16 protein-coding genes are annotated in these 19,127 nt (G+C 44.0%); 3 read left to right on the top strand and 13 right to left on the bottom strand.

The features are described 5' to 3' along the window. The 13 genes from WAO38_RS06385 to WAO38_RS06325 form a co-directional block, all read right to left on the bottom strand. On the bottom strand, positions 1 to 739 hold a 739-nt coding region (locus tag WAO38_RS06385; RefSeq protein ID WP_422235445.1), incomplete at its 3' end, for a hypothetical protein. 104 nt (positions 740 to 843) lie between these two features. Beyond that, positions 844 to 1,434 carry a LuxR C-terminal-related transcriptional regulator gene (locus WAO38_RS06380; RefSeq protein WP_422235443.1) on the bottom strand — a complete coding sequence of 197 codons (591 nt, stop codon included), beginning with the start codon at positions 1,432 to 1,434 and terminating at the stop codon, positions 844 to 846. Further along, positions 1,435 to 2,772 (bottom strand): HlyD family type I secretion periplasmic adaptor subunit, encoded by a 1,338-nt coding sequence (locus WAO38_RS06375; RefSeq protein ID WP_422235441.1) that lies wholly within the window; start codon positions 2,770 to 2,772, stop codon positions 1,435 to 1,437. It abuts the gene before it with no gap. Beyond that, entirely contained in the window at positions 2,769 to 4,949 is a 2,181-nt protein-coding gene (locus WAO38_RS06370) for a type I secretion system permease/ATPase (RefSeq protein ID WP_422235439.1), read from the bottom strand. The genes WAO38_RS06375 and WAO38_RS06370 overlap by 4 nt, the downstream gene beginning before the upstream one ends. Before the next feature lie 50 nt (positions 4,950 to 4,999). Further along, positions 5,000 to 6,415, bottom strand: a complete 1,416-nt coding sequence (locus WAO38_RS06365; protein WP_422235437.1) for a TolC family outer membrane protein — start codon at positions 6,413 to 6,415, stop codon at positions 5,000 to 5,002. Between the two features lie 216 nt (positions 6,416 to 6,631). After that, on the bottom strand, positions 6,632 to 7,126 hold the full coding sequence (locus WAO38_RS06360; protein ID WP_422235435.1) for an HIT family protein: 495 nt from the start codon (positions 7,124 to 7,126) through the stop codon (positions 6,632 to 6,634). Between the two features lie 66 nt (positions 7,127 to 7,192). Continuing rightward, positions 7,193 to 8,476, bottom strand: a complete 1,284-nt coding sequence (locus tag WAO38_RS06355) for a TRAP transporter large permease (RefSeq protein ID WP_422235433.1) — start codon at positions 8,474 to 8,476, stop codon at positions 7,193 to 7,195. A gap of 3 nt (positions 8,477 to 8,479) precedes the next feature. Beyond that, positions 8,480 to 8,965 (bottom strand): TRAP transporter small permease subunit, encoded by a 486-nt coding sequence (locus WAO38_RS06350; protein WP_422235431.1) that lies wholly within the window; start codon positions 8,963 to 8,965, stop codon positions 8,480 to 8,482. After that, a complete protein-coding gene (locus tag WAO38_RS06345; protein ID WP_422235429.1) occupies positions 8,965 to 10,407 on the bottom strand; it encodes a Mur ligase family protein in 1,443 nt (480 codons plus the stop codon). Before WAO38_RS06345 ends, WAO38_RS06350 begins: the two co-directional genes overlap by 1 nt. A gap of 9 nt (positions 10,408 to 10,416) precedes the next feature. Next, positions 10,417 to 11,151, bottom strand: coding sequence for an alpha/beta fold hydrolase (locus tag WAO38_RS06340; RefSeq protein WP_422235427.1), 735 nt, complete (start codon positions 11,149 to 11,151; stop codon positions 10,417 to 10,419). 2 nt (positions 11,152 to 11,153) lie between these two features. Next, positions 11,154 to 12,191 (bottom strand): D-alanine--D-alanine ligase, encoded by a 1,038-nt coding sequence (locus WAO38_RS06335; RefSeq protein WP_422235425.1) that lies wholly within the window; start codon positions 12,189 to 12,191, stop codon positions 11,154 to 11,156. Between the two features lie 15 nt (positions 12,192 to 12,206). Continuing rightward, positions 12,207 to 12,770 (bottom strand): Holliday junction branch migration protein RuvA, encoded by a 564-nt coding sequence (ruvA, locus tag WAO38_RS06330; RefSeq protein WP_422235423.1) that lies wholly within the window; start codon positions 12,768 to 12,770, stop codon positions 12,207 to 12,209. Then, on the bottom strand, positions 12,767 to 14,668 hold the full coding sequence (locus WAO38_RS06325; protein ID WP_422235421.1) for a flagellar assembly protein A: 1,902 nt from the start codon (positions 14,666 to 14,668) through the stop codon (positions 12,767 to 12,769). Before WAO38_RS06325 ends, ruvA begins: the two co-directional genes overlap by 4 nt. Positions 14,669 to 14,753: 85 nt before the next feature. On the opposite strand from WAO38_RS06325, the gene murJ reads away from it, so the two are divergent. The 3 genes from murJ to WAO38_RS06310 form a co-directional block, all read left to right on the top strand. Beyond that, entirely contained in the window at positions 14,754 to 16,157 is a 1,404-nt protein-coding gene (murJ, locus tag WAO38_RS06320; protein ID WP_422235419.1) for a murein biosynthesis integral membrane protein MurJ, read from the top strand. 14 nt (positions 16,158 to 16,171) lie between these two features. Beyond that, the gene (gene cysS / locus WAO38_RS06315; RefSeq protein ID WP_422235417.1) at positions 16,172 to 17,569 is read left to right on the top strand and encodes a cysteine--tRNA ligase; all 1,398 of its coding nucleotides are present in this window, start codon (positions 16,172 to 16,174) and stop codon (positions 17,567 to 17,569) included. Between the two features lie 59 nt (positions 17,570 to 17,628). Continuing rightward, on the top strand, positions 17,629 to 19,127 hold a 1,499-nt coding region (locus WAO38_RS06310), incomplete at its 3' end, for an ABC transporter ATP-binding protein (protein ID WP_422235415.1).

The raw sequence follows: 19,127 nt of genomic DNA, 5'->3' as shown, positions 1-19,127 counted from the left end.
CAACGGTATAGGTACCATCCGCTGCCACAGCTACGGCCAAATCACTTACAACGGCTCCGCTGCTGGTAATAACGGCAGCAGCCCCTGTTTGCTGGAAGGTATGGGTATTGGCAGTATCCGGATCTGTTACTTCCAATATTCCTGTAAAAATTGTCTCTAACCCGTCCGATTCTGTCGCTGCAGCTGATACATCTGAAACAATCGGCTGAGAATTAACCGTTTGAACGTCGGTTGCAGCTATCAAAGGTGATGTCTGATCACCAGCTGTCGGACCGTTATCCAGTTGTGTAGTAACATCTCCAACAGCACCTGTACGATCAGCAAATGTATCACTCGCACGTTCCGTATCCGTTACTGCATCACCGGCGGCTGTTTCTCCTGCGTTGGTATCCCCGGCATCGGTAGCCGCAGCTGCCAATGACTCTTTTGACGGCATCGCGGCTAATGCGTCATGTACGGAATTAACATATACAACGGCATCATGGTGGCTGAAAACTCCCGCTAATAATGACGTATCAAAATGCAAAGCCCCATTACCGGCAATAACCAGATCGCCCGCACCTTGAAGTGTCACATCGACTGTGATTTTTGCATTATTAGGATTACTCTGTGCTCCATAGACAAGTTCACCCTCATGAATCGCTTCACCTACTTTGAGTTGGTGAACTTTACCTTTTGCGTCTTTAACAAAAAAAGTACCGTTTTCTACAGCTTTAACGTATCCGATTACTCGTGACATGGGGATCCCTTACTAGTGAGAAGATTTATAATGTTAATTCTAGCGCAGGAAGAAAATGAATACTATTGTACTTAGGTACTAATTTAGTAAAATCTTATTTTTGATTATTTATTTAAGAGCAGTGAGAGGGCCAGACGATCTTTGATGTCGAGCTTTTGATAGATGGCGGATGAATGTGCTTTAACCGTTCGGACCGTAATATCCAATGCATCCGAAATCTCTTGATGGGTTGATCCATTTCCCAACATTAAGGCAACTTCCCGTTCTCTGTTACTGAGGACATTTAACATTTCCAATGACTTTTCTTTAGGGTTATTATGATCATGTATTTGCAAAATCATCATCGTAATAAAATCAGGGTGAAGCCAAACTTTTCCCTCTTCCAGCGCCTGGTAAACGGAATAGAGGTGCGATTCATGCATCATGGCATTTCCATAGCCCATAGCACCCAAGGCTAAAAATTTCTGCGCTTCGGAAAAACTAGGGGTCGTCGAGAGGATCATCACCCGCTGTTCAAAAAGCTTTTTAAGTATTTCATCGGAAACATCGGTCAAAACACGGTCTGATGCCATTACAATAGACGGTGATGGTATATCCAGCGAAAATGCAGGCAGGGTAGTCGGATGCAAACTGCTGAGAATTCCGATCCATCGTGCACGCAACGCAATGTCATCCGACATCAAATACAATTTCATTTATCGCTCCGTGAAGGTATATTGTTTGGCTTTTAGAATCGGTTTTAGTATGTACTCTAAAATTGTCTTTTTACCGGTGATAATATCAACGTTGACCATCATCCCGGGAAGGATTTTCAGCGGTTTATCTTTCGAACCGAGATATTTTTTATCCGTTTGGATCTTCACGATATAATAGACATTGTCATTTTTATCGGTTACCGTATCGGGGCTGATGGTAATCAATTTTCCATGCAATGATCCATAAATCGAAAAATCATACGCTGTTACTTTGACGATGGCATCTTGCCCCGGATAAATAAACGCGATATCGGCAGGTTTGACCTTTGCTTCGATCAATAATCCTCCCTCCGTCGGAACGATTTCAATCAGATTATCCCCCGGCTTGATAACACCGCCGACCGTATTGACATAAAGCTTTTGGACAATACCGTTGATAGGTGATTTAATCACCGTACGCGTAACCTGATCCGCCAATTCCGAACTCTCGGCACCGACACGTTTATATTCCGTTGACGCTTCATTCAGATCCAGCTGTGCTTTGGTCGTATAATCCGAACGTGCCTCTCGGATCTTGCTGGTAATTTCATTGATAGCCGCATTGAGCCTAGGAATAGAAGTAATCAATGCATTATAATTTTCCCTTACATCACTCAGTTCTCGCTGCAGTTTTAAAAATTCAACTTTCGGTTTAATCCCCTGAGCGACCATCGGTTCCGTTATCGCCACTTCTTCTTTGATGTATTCATAAGCACGTTTTTGTTCTGCTATCCGTCCCTGCGCTTCAAGCTTTTCACTTTGCTTTTGGGCTAATTGATCATTTAACCCCGAGATTTGAGAGCGAAACCGTTCGAGATTGGAATTGTATAAACTTCTCTCTTGCATAATCTGCATCGGAATTTTTTCCATGTCCTCTGCACTTGGAGAAAACGGGCTCCCGCTTGCTTCTGCACGCAGCCGAACCAATCTGGCCCGCAATTCTGCCGATTTGTATTGTGAGCTTTCATACGTCGAGGATGATTTGATATTATCGATCCTCAACAAAATATCATCCGCTTTTACTTTTTGTCCCTCTTTAACCATAATTGCACTGAGGATTCCCCCCTCGAGGTGCTGTATCATCTGATTTTCTCCACCGGGAATAACCTTGCCGTCCCCGCGGACAATCTCATCTATCGGAGAGAGCGCTGCCCATAACAATAGAAAAACAACCGTCACAATCCAAAACAAAAGGATTGAGCGAAGACGTGATGGAGTATCTTCCAGTACCGCAGCCGAAAGGCTGCGCATAAACTTATAATCGTTGGCATCGAAAGAGAACCGTTTATTCTTACTCATGCGACACCTCCGGAAAGTTTGGCAATCACTTGATCTCTCGGGCCATCAAGATAAATTGTCCCTTCATTCATAACAATAATCCGGTCAACCAACGGCAAAATAGTATTTTTCTGAGTAATCAGAATAGCCGTTTTGTCTTCCAGATAACTTTTGAGATTGGCAATCAGCCGGTTTTCACTTAGCTGATCCATCGCATTCGTCGGTTCATCCATAATAATAATAGGAGACTCGAACAATAATGCTCTCGCAATCCCGATACTTTGGCGCTGACCGCCCGAAAGTCCCATCCCCCGCTCTCCAATAGGCATTTCATACCCTTTCGGGTGCTTGCGTATAAACTCATCGGCTCCCGATATAACCGAAGCACGGATCATCTGTTCATCACTGGCGCGTGTTGAGCGATAGGCGATATTGTCTTTTGCATTCCCTTTGAACAGCGTAATGTCCTGAGAAACATAAGATATATTTTTACGCAAATCTGCCGGGTCGATTTGTTTAATATCGATGCCATCGAGTAAAATTGATCCCTCTGTCGGTTCATAAAGATGGAGTAAGAGTTTCGAGATCGTACTTTTTCCTGAGCCGATCCGACCGATTATGGCTACTTTTTCCCCTGCTTTTATCGTAAAAGAGATATTTTTAAGCGCACTGTGATCCGCTTCATCATAAGCAAAACTCACATCTTTAAACTCGATTTCTCCCTTGAACTTTGGACGGGTAATAAACTTTTTCCCGTGCGGACGTTCTGAAGGCTGGGAGATAATCCCCTCAAGAACATCATATGCGGATTTGGCATCGGAATAATTCGCGATCAGTGCAGCTGCCTGACCCATCGGGGCTACGGTACGGCCGGCAATAATAATAACCGCGATAAGCCCCCCCATCGTGAGTTCATGCTCACCGATGAGATAAACACCAACGATGACTAACAGTACCGTCGTCAACTGCGTTAAAAAACCGGTCACCGTTGAAATAGAAGTTGAGATCAACCGTGATTTTAAACTTCTTTGGGCAATCTCTCCCGTTGCTTCTTCCCACGCCCACTGAACCTGCCCGGACGCACCCAGCGTTTTTAGGGTTTCGATATTTTGCAGCGCTTCGATCATGATCGAACTTTTAGCGGCTGAAGCCTTATGGGTCTCTTCGATACTTTCACGCAATGCATTGCGCATAAACAGTGCATATCCTAAAATCAGAAGCATCATCACGATCGGAACCACAACCATCCATCCGCCGATGTATCCGATGACCAATAAGAAAAGAAGTGCAAACGGAAAATCGACCAGTGCCGTCAATGTCGCATTCGTTAAAAACGAACGAATCGAATCAAAATCTTTCAAGTTGCTCGCGAATGAACCGACCGATTTAGGATGCGATGCCATTTTAAGATCAAGCACTTTTTCAAAAATCATCGAAGACATGATAATGTCACTTTTTTTACCGGCACTCTCCAACAGCATCGCACGGGTAAATTTTAAAAATGTATCGATGGTATAGACGACGAGAACGCCGATCGCAAATACCCATAACGTTTCGGTGGCATTGTTGGGAATTACACGGTCATAAACACTCATCGTAAACAATGGACTGGCCAAGACAAACAAATTGACCAATACGGTCGCATAAATAACGTCGCGATAAATATTTTTAGAGAGTTTTATCGTATCCCAGAACCAATGTTTGTGTTTGACATTCAATGTCAACGAATCATTTTCATTATAGACAAATGGTTTTTTGATCAGAAAAGCAAACCCGGTGTACTCTTTTTCCAGTGTTTCGAAAGGTACATTTTCTTCGATCGCTTCTTCTGCCGGAAGGATAATTTTATAGGTTTTACGATCTGCTGAAATGGAATCTAAAATACACGCATGATTATTATCAAGCAATAATATCATCGGCAGCTGCAAGGGTGAAATATCCGCTAACTTCCGATTGACCAGCGTACTTTTTAAACCGGCCCGGCTTGCGGCACGGGAAAAAAGGCTTTTAGAAGACTTGAGGCTGAAAAGACGCAAGGCCCCGCCCCAAGGAGCAATTGGCAATCCTGCCATAAGTGCTTCAGCCGTAAAGGGTTTATGATACGCCTGTGTAAACAGAACCAAACACTGCAATAATGGATCTACTCCGAATGCAACCCCTTCGTAATCGCTTATTTTCCCCTCAAATTCCTCACTCATCCGTCTTTGCCCTTATCCAAATTCATTATCTCTTTAACCGAAAAATATTATTATTGATCCCGTGTGTAAGGGCCTTTTTGACGATCGGCAAAAATCAGTGTATCGATCTTCCCGTCATTATCAAGAGCCTTGTCCAATACATTCAATCCGACTGCATTGGTATACGATTGTGTTTTAGAACCTAACACATTTTGAACCATAGATCCCATCGCATCCAAGATACGGTAGTTAGCGAATAAAAGATCATTTTCGGCACGTACAATCTGCGATTGGGCGGAAACATGGTCATTTTGTGCCACTAAAAGATCCAATAAGGTGCGGCGTCCTAAATCATACTCTTTTTGGTAGAGTTCAAGGGTTTTGGCACTGGTTACTTCATATCGTTTCAAATGTTCAATCTGCTCGGTCAAATATGTTTTAGCCGACCAAGAAAGGTCTCCCTGTTCGTCTAATTTACGAACCGTTTCCCGCTTATTCTCATTCTCTTGATATATTTTGCTCAGGTTTTTTTGGATTTGAGACTCATCCGCTCCGCCGCGATAGAGGTTATACGAAAGAGAGAGACCGAATTTGGTACGGTCGTCATTCCCCAGCAATCCACCAACGTCATTGGCCCAGCTTTGGCGGGCAAACGCATCGATTTTCGGATAATAGTTTTTATAAGCAGCCTCTTTTTGCGCTTTTGCCGCTTTAATATTATATTCGCTGACCAGAACGGACGGATTGTATGCATGTGCATACTCTTTCATCTCTTCGCGTGATGAAGGTATTGTTCCGGAGAAAGCAGCATCTTGAAGTTCTTCGGCATTCACATGGCGTCCCAATACCCGTTCAAGATTAAACAATGAATCATCCAGATTGTTTTGTGCAACGACATAATTGGATTTGGCCAATGACAATGACGTATCGGCTTTTTCCGCTTCCGAACGGGTTGTCATCCCTGCTCCGTAAAGCTTGTTGACTTTGGTGTAGATATCCTCATTAAATTGAACATTCGCTTTGGCAATAGCGAGCAAATCCCGTGATTTCAAGGCATTGATATAATTATTGATAAAATTAAATGCCGCATCATTTGCATTTTCGATGTAATGATTCGCCGCCGCTAAGATACGCGCTTTATTGTAATCAGCTTCATAAACCGTACCAAAACCGTTAAAAAGATTTTGTGTCAGTTGCAGCGAATGCTCATACGATGATAAAGAAACACTTCTGTTCTGCGTACTTGGAGATTTTGTTTTTTCACGTGCAATCGTTCCGGAATAATCCAATGTCGGGAGATATTGGGATTCAGTCATACGCAAATCTTCCAAGGTGGCACGATAATTATGCAAACGTTCCTGTACTACAGGATGCGTCAAAAGAACTTCATCGACCCCTTCTTGAAGGCTTAATGCATTCAGTTGTGAAAATGCGCACAAAGACAAAATGACGGCAACTTTTGAATACGGAATTTTATAATCAAACATTTTTTCACCCTGTTTAGCTAAATTATTGGGCACATTATAGCAACTAATTGTCATTGTAATGTCACCATATGATATTTTTCGACATATTTATTGTATAAATTTTAATGCTAATTGTAACAAAAATTTACACTTTTACGGTTATATCTGAATTAGTATTCATAATAATTTTTTAATCATTTTAGTATTGGTAAGTATGACTTTGGAAGAAGATCCTGCTCAAAAATAAGATTGAGCCTTTTCTTTAAGACGTAAATAGATATTTTCGAAATCGGTTGAATAGACACGTGTTTGGGCGATCGATGTTATAAAATTCGTATCTCTCTCCCATCGCGGAACCAAGTGCATATGGATATGTTCTGCGATCCCCGCCCCGCCGGCTTTCCCTAAATTCATTCCGATATTGACACCGTGGGCACCGAATCCCTCTTTTAAAAGACGCACCCCTTTTTGAGCCAAGGTGCTCATGTGCAGCCATACTGCCGGATCAAGAGACTCTAACGCATCGGTATGACAATGCGGGATAATCATAAAATGACCCGGGGTATACGGATAACGGTTCATCACAATAAAGCAATGTTCATCCCGGTACAGAACATGAAGTGCCTCATCGTCCGCAGAATGGGTGCTGATATGACAAAAGACACACCCATCTATCCGTTCTCCGGCTACGTAGTCATTCCGCCATGGTGCATATAAAATCTCTCTATCCATCAATGTTCCTTTCTCAAACTTCTGTATCAAAGATACAAATATTTTCTATCGCCTTTGAAGTTCCTATCAAACAAATGCAAATACAAGATTCGGGAACAGCATCACCAATCCCAAAGCAAGTATCTGTAAGAGCACAAACGGGATAATCCCCTTATAAATCTGCCCGGAAGTTACCAAATCACCGACTGCGCCTTTCACGAAAAAGAGGGAAAGCCCAAACGGCGGGGTCAAAAAAGAAGTTTGCAGATTCATCGCCAACAAAATGGCAAACCACAACGGATCAATCCCATAAGCATGCATCACCGGAATCAAAATTGGGACGATGATAAAAGAGATTTCGATAAAATCGATAAAGAATCCCAAAATAAAAACGACCATCATGGCGATAAAGATAAATATCCATACGCTGTCAACATGATTACCGAAAAATTCAATCACCTGATCGGTTCCGCCCAGTTCATTGAATACGAGACTAAACGCTGTTGCTCCGATCAAAATCATAAAGATCATCCCGCTGAGCTTCAACGTCTCCCGTATAGACTGATACAGCATAGTAGGATTAAAAGTTTTGTTCAGCATGGCGAGCACCGCGGCACCGATTACCCCGAAAGCAGCCGATTCGCTGGGAGACGCTATTCCCGTAAAGATAGACCCTAAAACAACGATCATCAGGGCCAACATCGGCGTTATTGCCCACACCAAAGAGGCAAAAGAGCCGTGCCGATCCTCATCGCTCAAAGGAGGTGCGATATGCGGTTTGAGATGGGAGATTACAATAATGTAAACGATGTACAGTGTGACCAGAAGAAGGCCCGGTAAAACGGCTCCTACAAACAATTCCCCTACACTGATGTTCATAACATCGCCTAAAATAATCAAAATAACCGAGGGAGGTATGATCTGTCCTAATGTTCCGCTTGCGGCAATCGTACCGCTCGAAAGCTCTTTCGAATATCCTGCACGCACCATCAACGGCAAGGCGATCAGCGACATCATGACCACCGAAGCGCTGACAATACCCATCGTTGCGGCCAACACGGCACCGACAAGGACAACGCTGATGGCCAACCCCCCTTTGAGACTTCCGAACATCGAGGTCATCGCGATCAAGAGTTTTTCCGCCGTTCCCGAACGCTCCAGCAGCAAACCCATCAAAATGAACAACGGAACCGCCATCAGAGTGGAGTTGCTCATAATGCCGTAAATACGAAACGGCAATACGTTAAAAACTTCCAACCCGACATCTGGAGAGAGGAGAGCTGCCACCAATGCGGCTCCGCCAAAGACAAACGCTACGGGAATACCGACGCCTAAGAGCCCCAGTGCAATAAACAGCATCAGAATGGCCATTGCTTATACTCCCCGTATCGTTCGATAAGATGCAACGATGACATGCAATGTTTGAATCATCATCAGAATAAAGGCAAGCGGAATAAACGATTTAATGATAAAGCGATACGGCAATCCGCCCGGATCGGCAGAAGCTTCCATCTGCGAAAAACTCAAAGCCACAAAATCAATCCCTAAATAGATGATAAGAAGGGAGAAAGGGAGGACAAATAACAGTGACCCGAGCAAATTGACAATCGCTTTTGTTTTTGGAGTGAATCGCTCATAAAAAATATCTACCCGGACATGGGCATCATGCGAAAAAGTATAGGCGATGGAGAGGAGAATAATGACATCGAACAAATGCCATTCAAGTTCTTGTAAAGTGATTGATCCGGATTGGAAAAGATAACGCATAGATGCATCATAAACAACCAAGGCAACCAATAAAATCAATGCCGAAGCAGCTATTTTACCGCTCCAATGGATCAATCGTACAAAAAACTGCATTAGATAAAATTGGGAGCGTCATTCGCGAAGAGAATAATATCTCCCGCATGGGTTACTTCACCCAATACTTTGACCATCTGGGATTTGTCTTTGAGCATAATCACCTGATGGACATTCAACTCTTTTTCGAACTGCACCGCATTGAGCGATCCCGTAATGATCGCGATATCAAAAACTCCGTTTATCGCGGCAATCAACTGGCTGTTCAGTTCTTCCGTACTCTCTACAAGTCCGGGAGTGACGATCACCTTTCGCCCATCATGGAGCGAACAAAGGCGAACCCCCTCCAGCATCCCGTCAATATTGCCGTTATATCCGTCATCGAGGATAATTTTGCCCCCCGCATCAATACGTTCCAAGCGGTGCTCGACGCTTTTGAGTTTTTCGACCGCGTGAACGATCTCATCAGCACTCATACCCATCTGTGAAGCGATCAAGATCGCTGCATTGATGTTAATACTCTGGAATCCGCCCAATACGGAAGTATGGAAATGGCGAGACTCTCCGGCGACAGAGAGATCAAAATCGATCCCTTCCAAAGTTGCGGAAAGGTTTTGGATCTCTTCACCGAAAAACGTCACTTTTTCATGCGGTACATCGGTGACGGAAGTATGGATAAAAGCCCTCTCAAGACGATTCGAATGGATAATTTCCAGTTTCGTCCGCTGAATTCGTTCCAGTGTTTTAAAATACTCCAAATGCTGCGGTCCGACTTTGCCGACGACAACGATCTGCGGATTCAACAACTGGGTGATAGCATAGATATCCCCCACTTCACGTGCACCCGCTTCACAGATATAGACCTGTGCACTCTGCGGAAGCGACTCATTCACATCCCGAATGATACCTCCGAGGGTGTTGACGCTTCGCGGCGTTGCATAAACGTTATATTTATGGGACAATACCTGTGCAATGAAATTTTTCATCGACGTCTTTCCATAACTTCCCGTGACACAGATGATCATCAAATCATTCATAGATGCTATTTTTGTTTTCGCCTGACGCTTATACGCCTCAAATAAAAATTTCTCAATCGCCCATGAACCGAGGTAGGTGACCGCAAGCGGCATAAATACCCCATAAAGCTCACATGCATCTTTTAAAGTACAAAGAATATCCTGAAACAGAGTCAGAGAGAACAAAAGGATCAAAAACCGTTTTACCCGCCATGTCAAAACGACTTTTTTATCAAGTTTACGGTGCCAAAGGACGATAGAAGGGAGAACGGCAAAATAAAAAAAGATCCAGAAAAACTCCCCTGTCGCATAATAGGCGATAAAAGGGACAATGAAATAGACGATGTGCCACCATGTTTTATGATGGCGCAATACGACCCTCTCAATCCGGTAGTCATACCATTGGAGGTTTGTAATCAGGTACCATCCTAAGGCCATTACAAAAATGACGTTGGTCAGAAATGCAAAAATGTGCGGGTAATCCATAGGTATTCCTTAGTGTTCCAAGCTTTTTAAAAAGGTATTCTCAATCTCTTTGGCGACTCTCTCACCCTGCTCTAAAAAGAAATAGTGATCGCCGTCAAATTCGACGACTTTTGATTCCGGAATCAATTCGGCAATTTTATAGGCTGTCCACATCGGAGTTGCGGTATCCTGGCGTCCGAAACAGAGTAAAGCTTTTCCTTTGAACGCATGGAATTTATTCTCGAAATCTTCATTCACCACGTGTTTGAATGTCTCATACATCGGCTGTGAAAGGCCTTGTGCATCAGGCGCAATAAAAAAGCGGCGCAAAGAGGTCAGCCCCGTAAATTTCAATAACTTGAAGAGAAAGATTTTGGCCCGTATTTTAAACGGTTTCGGGACCAAAATTCCAGCTGATCCTACCAATACCAAAAGCTCAGGGTTCAGCAGTGTTGCTACTTTACCGCCAAACGAATGTCCTAAAACGATCGCTTTGGTCGCATCGATTTGGGAAATAAAAGATTCTAAAATATTCGCATAATCTTCTGTAGAGAGAGCCATATTACACGTACTGTTGCCAAATCCCGGCAAATCGATGTAAATATGGCGAAATGCACGAAGATGCTTCCCAAATGCATGCTTCATCAGATTCTTATGCGATCCCCAGCCGTGTAAAAAAAGTATATCAAAATGAGACGTCGGGTTAAGTATCTCATAACTGATCGAAAAAGTATGCTGTTTGTATTGAACCGTTTTAACTGCCACGCTTATTTCCCTTTAGCTTGGGAGATAGAGTGGATGTAATCATAATTGACCCGAATTGCCTTTTTGTCCGGCAATGCTCCGAGAAGCTTTTGGATCGAACCGCTAAAATCTTCAAAAAGATAGTTTGCCATTGATCCGGGAATCGGATTGACCTCATTCAGATAGACTTCACCCTCAATCTCAAAGAAATCGCAACGGATCAATGCCCCTTCGAATAGCGGAGTATAGATTGTTTTAAACGCATCCCGAAGCTGTTGGACCAATTCCTCATCGATCGAGGCTTCCGCTACTTTGGCAGAACGGGAAAAATCAAGATACTTTTTCTCAAAATCCAAGAATTCGGCTTTTTGAGGCTCTTCTACAATCGAATAGGTTATCTCTCCGCGTGCACTGAAACCGGCAAGGTTATACTCCTTAACCCCACCCATGAACGGCTCGATCAATACTACCTCATCAAATTCGAAAGCGACATCCAGCGCATAGTCCAGTTCATCCGCATTGCGAACGACACTCACTCCGATTGAGCTTCCCAGACGGGAAGGTTTGACGATAAACGGATAGGGGGTGAAAATAATTCGTTCTCCCTCTTTGCGAACGATTTCAAACGGAAGCGTTTTGACGCCGAGCGACGCGGCAAGCCACTTGGTGTAATGTTTGTCAAAGCTGAGCATTGACGCTTCTTTGCGCGGGCCGATAAACGGGATATTGAAAAAATCCATCAATGCCGCAATCGAACCGTCTTCCCCGTCTCCGCCGTGGATTAGATTTAAAACCGGCATCTCATGTTTTTTCGCTCCAAACATTCCACGCTGCTCAAATCCGCCGTTGGTAAGAAAAATTTGAGGCATCTTGCGATGTTCGCCGCGTGAAAAAGTGACCGCTTTCATTTTGGAACCGTCGATCAAATAAAATTTATGATCCTGATCACAGAAAATGAAACTCAGTTCATATCGGCTCAATTTTTCTTTGACCGTGATCGCACTGACAATACTGATCTCATGTTCGTAACTCGCTCCGCCGAATAAAATGGCTAATTTCACTAGATTGTCCTTGTTTTAGAGTTTTTGAAGTTGTTTTAATGCGTCTTTCACTAATGCCGCAGTATCGGTTGCATGAGACAGACTGAGGGCTTTGGCAATCTGCTCTTTTTTGAATCCGAGGGATTCCAACGCCATCGAGGCTTCCGTTGCCGCTGAACTTGCCATCGGACCGGAATTTAAGAGGATCGCATCGAATCCCGCTAATTCCACCATAATCCGGCTTGCGCTTTTCGGTCCGATACCGGGAACTTTTTTGAGTGCATTAATATCTTTAGATGAAATAATACCCGCAAACTGCTCCGGCGTAAAGGTCGAACAAATCGCAAGGGCCGCTTTGGGTCCGATACCGTTGATTTTCAGCATCCCCTCAAAGAGAACTTTTTCACTCTTTTGGGCAAAACCGTACAGCTGCTGGGCGTCCTCACGAATAACATGATGAATATGCAAACGCGCTTTCTCCGAACCGATTATGCTGTAGGTATGCAACGAAATAAATACTTCATAAATTACACTGTTAACATTCAAATGAACCGATGTCGGCTCTTTATATTCGATAATACCTTCTAACCCGATGATCATTGCGTTAAAACCTTGATTGAAAATTCTCCGTCTTCGTCTTCATATAATCCTAAAATTTTCTCTTCGCTGTTGTGTGCAGGAACATAAAAAACATCAATTTCAGGATTAATCAGCTTAAAGATGATCTCATTGTGATTCCGCCAGCGGTCATGATTGATAATGCGGGCATCAAAGATCTCGTTTTGCAAGGCCGTATGTTTTTCACTCAACCATGCATATTGATCTTCTTTCGTTTTAAGTTCATTGCGAAGTGCTTCGAGTTTCTCTTTGAACTGTTGATGCTGCTGATATTTTTGAACAAATGCGACAGGCATTTTGATCCCGTTGCTTTTATAATGGGCAAGCTTGCGTTTGAGGTCTTCCATTCCCGGAGCATTTTCCCGCAATGTCTGCTCATACCCCTCAAGCTCTTTTTTAATATCACGGATAGACTCCTTGACATGCACCATTTGTCCTGAGTGTTCTTCAAGATTTTCTCTGGACTCATCGATCATCGGATCAATTATAAATTGGTTTTCACTCCCCTGAAACTTTTGGATCTCGATACGATGCGATGCCGTCATTTTGACATGGGACCCCAGCATCTCGATCACGATTTCACGTGCACGTATCTTTCCTCCGGTCGCTTGCGTGACCGTCACTTTGTCTGCTTCGACGATTCCGTGTTCAAGGCGGGCAATATGGACCTCTTTGCCGTATGCCGTCCCTTTGTGGATGTTGATGGTGAGGTCATCGGCAGAAATGACGGCACTTTGATGTACCTGCCCCTCCACCGTCGCTTTTTTAGCCGTAACTTTGGCATTCGGACCGATATTCCCGTCAATGTTGATGATATTGACGGTCACTTCCATCCCCATACCGATCGCATCTTTAAGCGCATCCTTCTCTTTGACATTAATCGAGACATCCGCATCTAACTGCGTATCGATCGATCCGGTTGTTTTAAAACTGATCTCAGTCACCTCGACTTCGGTACTGATGTTATATATGCCCCCTTCGAAAGTGACATAACCTCCGACTGCAGCACGATATTCAATACTCTTAGGAGTGTCTACGATCGCGATGTTCTCCCCCGTTCCAAAAGTGGGTTCAAATTTAACAACCGGCTCTTTCGGGATAATAAATTCACCGCGGCAATTCCGGCCGTTTTCACCTTTTTTAGGTTTTATATATTCGATCAAAAGCTCATCTTTAACGGCACTCATCACATATCCGCGTTTCGCATAATCGACACGTCCGTGCTCGTCCATATTTTGCCGTTTGGCTTCGTAATGAAGGATCAGTTTATCATTCACGGTTTCTACCGGCTCATACCCCTGGGCTATGAGGTAGCGTTCCTGAGATTCAAAACGGTATGTCCCCTGAATCCGGATTTTGGCCAGCAGTTCATCGATGTTTTGGAGCATGCTCGCATCAAAAAGTCCGATCATCAAATTGGCCCGAAGCTTTTTTTTGTTCACTAAATGGATAAAGTCTTCTTGAAACGTATCGTAATAGTTGGCAACACTTCCCGGTTTGATCGTTAAATAGATTTTGCACAGTGACGAATTTCCGCCGATTGACATTTCAATCGTATCCAGCGGATGGGATTCGGTAATCGAGAATATCTCAACTTCATGGACCTGCTTCAGTTCAAATTTCGGATTGAGAAAATGTTCCTCGTTCAATTCTTTTACTTCATCGGAAGAGAGCTCGATCCAATCGACTGCGGTCCCCTCTGATGCGGTTTTGCTAAACGTTTGAGTATCAAGAAGCTGGAAATCGAGGGATTGCACCGGGATTTTGTAATTGGCAGAAGCTTGCAAAAGTTCCTTGGCAACATTAGAAGTACGAACGACAAACGGCTTGATATGCCCTGTTGACTCGTCGTGTGCATCCTCTTTCGTAAACAGTCCCATTGTTGATCCTTTGCATCAGTGACACTATTTTAATCACTTATCGGTTAAAATTGCGTAAAATTTATATTTGGACTTAATATAGCGTATGTTTAAATCGATATTCTCCAATTCGTTTGGTATCCTCATCTCCCGTATTACGGGTCTTGTCAGAGATATTCTGATGACATCCGTTCTGGGTGCCAATATGTGGAGCGATATCTTTTTAATGGCCTTCAAATTTCCAAATCTCTTTCGCCGCATCTTTGCCGAGGGTTCTTTTACCCAAAGCTTTATGCCCTCCTACATCGCCTCGGGGCAAAAAAGCGTTTTTGCCGTCGCTATCTTCATCCGTTTCATGGCATTTATTATCGCATTATCTTTTTTAGTCACTCTCTTTCCCGAATTTTCAACCAAACTTTTAGCATGGGACTGGGGTGAAGAGCTGATTTCCAAAACCGCGCCGCTCACCGCCATTAATTTTTGGTATTTGGACCTCATCTTCATCGTAACCTTTTTAGGGGCGCTGCTGCAGCATAAAGAACATTTTTTTACGACCGCTTTTTCAACCGTTTGGCTCAATATTGCCATGATCACCGCTCTTTTGCTCTTCAGTAAAAGTGATCCGAAAGTCATTGTCTACGCGCTCAGTTTTGCAATACTCATCGGAGGATTGTTCCAAGTCGCCACCCACCTCTATTCAATTCGTCAGCAAGGGCTTTTAAAAGTCCTTGTCGGAGGATGGAAATACCGAAAAACCAAAGATGTCAAAGACGAAGAGTCCAAATTCGGTTCTCTCTTTTTCCCCTCACTTATAGGAAATTCAACCGCACAGATCGCTTCTTTTATCGATACCTCGCTCGCCTCATTTTTAGCGGCAGGTTCCGTATCGTATCTCTTTTATGCCAACCGGATTTTTCAGCTCCCTTTTGCCATTATCGCTTTGGCGATAACCACAGCACTTTTCCCCACGATTGCCAAAGCGATCAAAAATGAAAACCAGCTCCTCGCTTACAAAAATCTCTACAAATCGTTTTGGCTGCTCAGCGCTTTATTGGGAGTATCCGTTTTAGGAGGGATGCTGTTAGCGGAACCTATCGTATGGCTTTTGTTTGAGAGAGGCAGTTTCACGGTTCAAGACACCCATAATACTGCCGATGTTTTGATGATGTACATGGTGGGGCTCATCCCCTTCGGGCTGGCTAAGCTTTTTTCCTTGTATCTGTACGCTATGCACAAGCACCTCAAAGCCGCCAAAATTGCTGCCGCGTCCCTTGTCATCAATGTCATTTTTTCGGTCATACTCATGCAGTCGATGGGAGCGGCAGGTTTGGCATTGGCCGGCAGTATCGGCGGCGCCGTACAGTTGATCCTTACGGTCAAAGAGGTAGGATGGAAAATCTTTTTTGATCTGCTGAAAACAAAATTGAGTCTCTATTTTCTGATCTCAGGATTAGCAATAGCAGCGGCATTTTATACTTTAAATCAATTTTTGATAAACTTGATACGTTAACATTTAGGAACAATATGTATATTTATGACAGTGTCAAAAAAACAAAACTAAAATTTGAACCGCTTAGAGAGGGTAAAGTATCCCTTTATGTCTGCGGACCGACGGTATATGATGATGCTCACCTCGGGCATGCGAAAAGTGCCTTGGTCTTCGATCTTCTCCGCCGCGTTTTGGAAGCCAAAGGGTATGAAGTATTCTTTGCCCGCAATATCACCGATATCGACGATAAGATCATCAACAAAGCGCGCGAATTAAACATCAGTACAACAGAAATCGCTGAAAAATACAGTGCCTCGTATACCCGTGACATGGCGGCAATCGGGGTACGTCCTCCGACACTCGAACCCAAAGCGACCGAATCGATCGGCGCCATGGTCGAAATGATACAAAAACTCCTTGATAAAGGACATGCCTATACCATCAGCAACGGTGACATCTATTTTGACACGGCCAGCGACAAAGGCTATCTTAGTCTTTCCAATCGTCAAAGCAATGAAAACATCAGCCGTGTCGAAAAAGTGGGTGAAAAAAGAAATGAAGCCGATTTTGCCCTCTGGAAAGCGGTTCATGATGAGGGTGTCGCCTTTGATTCCCCTTATGGCCGGGGACGTCCGGGATGGCATTTGGAATGTTCGGCAATGATAGAGAGCTATGTACGCCAAGGAGAGGGAGAATACGCCATCGACATCCACGGCGGCGGTGCCGATCTGCTATTCCCACACCATGAAAACGAAGCGGCACAAACCCGTTGTTCAGGAGATCATGAGCTCGCAAAATATTGGATGCACAACGGTTTCGTAACGATTGGCGGCGAAAAAATGTCTAAAAGTCTGGGGAACAGTTTTTTCCTCAAAGACGCTTTAAAAGCCTATGACGGTGAAGTCCTTCGATTCTATCTGCTCAGTACCCATTATCGGGGTGATTTCAATTTTAACGAAGAGGATTTGATCGTATCCAAGCGGCGCCTTGATCGTCTTTACCGTCTTAAAAAGCGCCTCTTCGGGCTGCATGCCGACACCGTCGAAACTGACTTTAAAAAAGCCCTTCTCGAAGCGTTGGGCGATGATTTGAATGTCTCACGCGCCTACGCTCTGATCGATGAACTTATCAGCTCTGCCAACGAAGCCCTCGATCTCAATCCAAAAGACAAAAACTATCGGCAGATACTGCTCTCGAACCTCTCTGCAATTGAGGCGATCTTAGGCTTTGGCGGAAAGAACCCTTATGAGTATTTCCAATTCGGTCTGGATGAAAACGCCAAAGCAAAAATCAATGATCTTGTCATGAAACGAACCGAAGCCAAAAAGGCTAAAGATTTCGCCTCGTCCGATGCATTGAGGGATGAATTGAGTGCACTCGGAGTATCGATCATGGATACTCCCACCGGAACTTTCTGGGAGATACGCGATTGAAATTCAAAGAAATTTACAGACGATACTGGCCCTATATCCGAGGATACAAATTCCAATATATGATGGTCCTTATCGGGATACTTCTCACGGTCACCGCAACGGCAGGTACGGCTCAGATCATGCAGCCTTTGATGGACAATATGTTCATTAAAAAAGAGCATGAGATGCTCTACATCATCCCGGCACTGCTCGTGGGAATCTACACCATTAAATCCATCGGCCGCTATCTGCAGTCCATCTACAATACCTATATCGGCTTGCACATCGTCTCTCGTCTGCGTGAAAATCTGCTCGAAAAAATAGTGCATATGGATATGAATTTTCTCTATACGAATCGCAGCGGAGAGCTGATTTCGCGCATCACCAATGATATTGCCCGAATCCAATATTTCGTCTCGACGATGATGCCTGAGTTGATTCGTGAAAGTTTGACGATAGTCGCATTGGTCGCTTATGTCATCTATCTCAATGCGACATTGGCATTTTGGGCACTTTTTGTCATGCCGATCGTCATTTTTCCCCTTATTAAAATCACAAAGCGGTTAAAACGGTTGTCACACCGTTCCCAAGAAAAGAATGCGGATCTGATGACCCGTTTGACCGAAGTCTTTAACAACAGTGAAATTATCAAAGCCAATGCGACCGAAGCGTATGAAATGAGACGGTTTCGAGAAGAAAATGAACACTTTTTCAAACTGAATATGAAATCGACCTATACAAGCGAACTCGTATCGCCGATAATGGAGATGATTGCCTCGACAGGTCTTGCCGCCGTTATTTTTATCGGTGGGCAGCAAGTGTATTCGGGTGCCATGAGTGTTGGCGAATTTACCGCTTTTCTAACGGCGGTCGGTTTAGTATTTCAACCTTTACGCCGTGTCAGTGCTATCTATAGCAAAATTCAGGACGCTCAAGCGGCCAGTGAACGGGTCTTTCATATTTTCGATTTGGAAAATGCGATTCAAGACGGTCCATTGTCACTGAATGAACCGATTTCCCATATACGTTTCGAAAATGTCACCCTGAAATTCGGTGATAAAACTGCCCTTTCCAACCTGAATCTATCCATTGGATCAGGTCAAACCATTGCCCTCGTGGGACAAAGCGGCGGCGGAAAAAGTTCTCTGGTCAATCTTCTGCTCCGTTTTTACGACCCCGCTGAAGGAAGTGTCCGTCTCAATGATCGCAATATCAAAGAGTACACCCAAAACTCTCTTCGAAATCAAATTGCTGCCGTATCACAGCGTGTCTATATCCTGCAGGATACCTTAGCCGCGAATGTGGCGTATGGCGGAGAGATCGATGAAGAACGGGTTAAGGATGCCCTCCAAAAAGCGGATGCTCTCGACTTTGCTTCCGCTCTTCCCGAAGGGATCCATACGGTTATGCAAGAGTTCGGAGCCAACCTCTCCGGCGGACAGCGCCAGAGAATCGCCATCGCCCGTGCAATCTACAAACACGCATCGCTTCTGATTTTGGATGAAGCAACCAGCGCCCTCGATAACGAAAGTGAAAAACGAATCCAAGCCGCATTGCAACATTATGCTCAGGATAAAAT

The organism is Sulfuricurvum sp., assembly GCF_049277495.1.
Taxonomy (GTDB): Bacteria; Campylobacterota; Campylobacteria; order Campylobacterales; family Sulfurimonadaceae; genus Sulfuricurvum.
This window is presented reverse-complemented; position numbering and strand designations above follow the sequence as displayed.

Coding starts and splice junctions, on each gene's coding strand:
- WAO38_RS06375 (WP_422235441.1), bottom strand. CDS start 2,772: ATGAGTAAGAATAAACGGTTCTCTTTCGATGCCAACGATTATAAGTTT.
- WAO38_RS06345 (WP_422235429.1), bottom strand. CDS start 10,407: ATGGATTACCCGCACATTTTTGCATTTCTGACCAACGTCATTTTTGTA.
- cysS (WP_422235417.1), top strand. CDS start 16,172: ATGTATATTTATGACAGTGTCAAAAAAACAAAACTAAAATTTGAACCG.
- murJ (WP_422235419.1), top strand. CDS start 14,754: ATGTTTAAATCGATATTCTCCAATTCGTTTGGTATCCTCATCTCCCGT.
- WAO38_RS06325 (WP_422235421.1), bottom strand. CDS start 14,668: ATGGGACTGTTTACGAAAGAGGATGCACACGACGAGTCAACAGGGCAT.
- WAO38_RS06380 (WP_422235443.1), bottom strand. CDS start 1,434: ATGAAATTGTATTTGATGTCGGATGACATTGCGTTGCGTGCACGATGG.
- WAO38_RS06355 (WP_422235433.1), bottom strand. CDS start 8,476: ATGGCCATTCTGATGCTGTTTATTGCACTGGGGCTCTTAGGCGTCGGT.
- WAO38_RS06360 (WP_422235435.1), bottom strand. CDS start 7,126: ATGGATAGAGAGATTTTATATGCACCATGGCGGAATGACTACGTAGCC.
- WAO38_RS06350 (WP_422235431.1), bottom strand. CDS start 8,965: ATGCAGTTTTTTGTACGATTGATCCATTGGAGCGGTAAAATAGCTGCT.
- ruvA (WP_422235423.1), bottom strand. CDS start 12,770: ATGATCATCGGGTTAGAAGGTATTATCGAATATAAAGAGCCGACATCG.
- WAO38_RS06370 (WP_422235439.1), bottom strand. CDS start 4,949: ATGAGTGAGGAATTTGAGGGGAAAATAAGCGATTACGAAGGGGTTGCA.
- WAO38_RS06365 (WP_422235437.1), bottom strand. CDS start 6,415: ATGTTTGATTATAAAATTCCGTATTCAAAAGTTGCCGTCATTTTGTCT.